The organism is Desulfothermus sp. (assembly GCF_053993635.1).
The window spans coordinates 1-3,455 of the sequence record NZ_JBMYBT010000106.1 but is presented as its reverse complement, the minus strand read 5'-3'; the positions used below and the strand labels follow the sequence as shown (position 1 = coordinate 3,455).

At 35.5% G+C, this 3,455-nt stretch carries 3 protein-coding genes; all 3 read left to right on the top strand.

The window, feature by feature from the left end; all coding sequences use genetic code 11:
- Positions 1 to 835 (top strand): tetratricopeptide repeat protein (locus tag ACY2V1_RS08030; protein ID WP_461834278.1); only part of this gene is annotated, 835 nt, incomplete at its 5' end.
- Positions 811 to 2,289 (top strand): hypothetical protein, encoded by a 1,479-nt coding sequence (locus ACY2V1_RS08025; protein ID WP_461834277.1) that lies wholly within the window; start codon positions 811 to 813, stop codon positions 2,287 to 2,289. The genes ACY2V1_RS08030 and ACY2V1_RS08025, both read left to right, overlap by 25 nt.
- Positions 2,280 to 3,401, top strand: a complete 1,122-nt coding sequence (locus tag ACY2V1_RS08020; protein ID WP_461834276.1) for a glycosyltransferase family 9 protein — start codon at positions 2,280 to 2,282, stop codon at positions 3,399 to 3,401. The genes ACY2V1_RS08025 and ACY2V1_RS08020 overlap by 10 nt, the downstream gene beginning before the upstream one ends.
- Positions 3,402 to 3,455: the final 54 nt, after the last annotated feature.

Sequence of the window (3,455 nt, the reverse complement as noted above, 5' to 3'; positions counted from 1 at the left end):
AGTTATATATTTAACAAACGCGAGTTGCATTAAAATGCAGTTAATAGTAGGGATTTTGTGTTTATTGTTAAGCATAGGGCTTAACAGTTTATTTAAATGGAGAATTACAGAATGGGCAACTTCTCCCCTTCCGTATCCAGAGGCGGCTTTACTTTTAAGTGGAGAATTTAGCGGACTGTCAAGTGATTATTTTTTGGTAAAAGCGGCGCTCTTTTATGGGAGTAAGGTCAACGAGATAACTCCAAAAGACAGCCTCTGGCTTGCCAAAGACTTAAATCTTAGTAGTTACCTTGATCCTTACTATTTTGAACCTTACTGGATGGCAGGAATAATTTTGCCGTGGGAGGGTCGCACCGCTGAGGCCAAACAGATCTTGAAACGAGGCCTTAAATACCTAAAGAATAAGTGGGAGATTCCCTTTTATCTTGGATTTATCAGTTTTTATTTTGAACACAATAACCAAGAAGCCGCTCACTATTTTTTTATGGCGGCTAAGATGCCTGGTGCACCTGCTTATCTTCCTTTTCTGGCGTCAAGATTAGCCATAAAAGGTGGAGAAACAAACATTGCCATTTCTTTTCTTGAGACACAGTTAAAATTGGTAAGAGATGAAAAACTGAGAAAACGAATAGAAAAACGGGTCATTGCTCTTAGAAGAATTGCCTATCTAGAAAAGGCTGTAGCAATATACAGAAAAATGTATCATCAAATGCCTCATGATTTGAAGCAGCTAGTAAAGGCCCATATTATTTCTGCTATACCTACCGATCCCTATGGGGGCAGCTTTTATATTACCAAAGAAGGTAAAGTATGGACAACAAGCAATTTAAGATAAATCAATATATTTTACTTGCGGCTATAACTTTTTTGATATTTATACCTTCTTTAAAAAACGGTTTTGTTTGGGATGATAGGAGTATTATTTTTAATCAAATTCACGAGATTAAAGGGTTGAGTATCTATAAACCAAATTTTATTTATTATCGTCCTTTAACGATGATAAGTTTTTTACTAGATTTCCTTGTTTGGAAATACCGCCCATTGGGTTATCATCTTACAAATGTCCTTATACATATAGCTAATGTCCTTTTGGTATATGGACTTTTTGGTAGGATATTTACCAGATTGAATATGAATAGGACTTGGGCATTTTGGTCTGCTTTAATATTTGCTGTTCATCCTGTGCATGTGGAGTCAGTAAGCTGGATTGCCGGCAGAACTGATCTTTTAGTAACCTTCTTTTCTTTATTTGTGCTTATAGCTGCCCACATTTATTTAGAAACAAAAGATAAAAAGATGCTTTTTTTTATGTTTACTTTTTTTCTTTTGGCCCTTGCCTCTAAAGAAATGGCTGTTGTTCTTATTCCTATTTTGCTAATAGAGAGTTTGATTTTTAAAAATAAACTTTTTTCTATTGTTGTGTTTACGGCTGGGTTACTGGGGATAGTTTATATGGTATTTAAACTTCCTGCTTTAAAAATTTATGGATGGCATTTTAACATAGGGTCTTTAATGAAGGCCTTTGGTTTTTATATAAAAAGTTTGGTGTTCCCTTTCCCTTTTTATGCTTATATGCCAAGTCTGCCTGATTGGGGCATAGTAGTAGCGTTGTTTTTTATAATGATCTGCCTTGTTCTTTTTTGTTTTGCAAGGTTGAGATGTCAAGAAAGGGAGATGGGATTGATTTATATGACAGGTTTTGTCATTAGCTTAGTTCCCGTATTGGCATTAATTGTATTTCATATCGGAGCTACCCCTGTGGCCTGGCGTTATCTTTACTTTCCTTCTGTTTTTTTTATTTTAAGTATCTGTATTTTTTTGAATAAATGCGTTAAAGTTTATTTTTGGTTAGTACTCATTGTATTTTTTTATGCTTTTATAACCATTACTCATCAGCAAATCTGGCAGAGTGATTTTTGCTTTTGGCAAAATGCAGTGAAGAGGGCAGGAAAAGACTATGCTATCCCTCATCACCAATATGCCTTATCTTTATGGAAAAAAGGAGAGCTCAAGCAAGCAGAACAACACTTTATCTTAGCCTTGAACGCAAAGGATATTCAGAAATATCCATGGGAAAAAGCGAAGGTTTATAATACTCTTGGTTGCCTTTATGCTACCGAAAAGAAATGGTCTCAAGCAAAAACCTGTTTTTTGATGGCTCTGAAATGCGATCCACAATATAAACCTGCTATGTGTAATCTGGGAAAAGTCTATTTGGAGCTTTATAAGAAAAAACATAACCAAGACTTAAAACAGAAAGCCGAGAGACTCCTTAAGGAATGTTATTAAAAAGATTTTCTCATGAAGGATTTGGAAGGATCTACTGGCTTAAAAAGTTGGATCTTCTCGTAGGGAAAAAACTTTTAAATACAGCTAATATTTTTAAGAAAACATTACTTTGTTACCCTTCAAAAGATTTGAACCCGCGAAGATTTCTTATCATCCGTCCTGGAGGAATTGGTGATGCTGTGCTTTTGATACCATGTTTAAATTTATTAAAACAGACCTTTCCCGAAGCAGAATTTCATATTCTGGCAGAAAATAGAAATGCCGAAATCTTTTATTTGCTTCCATATACAAAAGTGTTTTTTTACCATAAAATAAACGATCTTTATCGCATCTTCAAAGGACACTATGATGTTGTCATTGATTCAGAGCAATGGCACTATCTTTCTGCCTTTGTGGCGGCCTTAATAAAGGCTAAAGTGAAAATAGGTTTTGCTACTAATGAAAGAAAAGATGCTTTTACATATCAGATTCCTTATAAGCAAGATGAATATGAGGTGTTTAGTTTTTTAAATCTGATAAGACCTTTAACGGACATTCCGAAGACAGAAGTAATCAAATCTCCTTTTATTAATTTGAAAGGGCAATTTTTTCTAAATCTTAATCCCAATTACCCCTGGGTTGCTGTTTTTCCTGGGGCAAGTATTAAAGAGAGAAGATGGGACAAAGAAAAGTTCCGAGCCGTTATTAGATGGTTAGATAAAAAAGGGATAAAAGTCATTGTTATTGGAGGGAAACAAGAGGAAAGCATTGGTAAGTATCTAGTCAGTTCCTGTTTAGGCCATGTAAACCTTGCGGGAAAACTTTCTTTGAAAGAAACTGCTCAGGTGCTTTTAAAGGTTCAATTACTTTTAACCGCCGATTCTGGCATTATGCATTTAGCGGTCGCGGTTGGAACACCAGTTGTAGCTTTATTTGGGCCAGGCATAGAGCAAAAATGGGCTCCCAGAGATGGTAAAAGCATTGTCATTAACAAACATTTACCTTGTAGCCCTTGTACCCAATTTGGTTACACACCACCTTGTCCTTATAACACTCGGTGTATGAAAGAAATAACGGTAGATGAAGTTAAAGAGGCCATCAATGCTATCTTGGATAAGGTTAATACGCCTTAAACATTGGGTAAAGAATTTTCTTGTATTTGCCCCGGCTTTTTTTGCTGGCAAAAT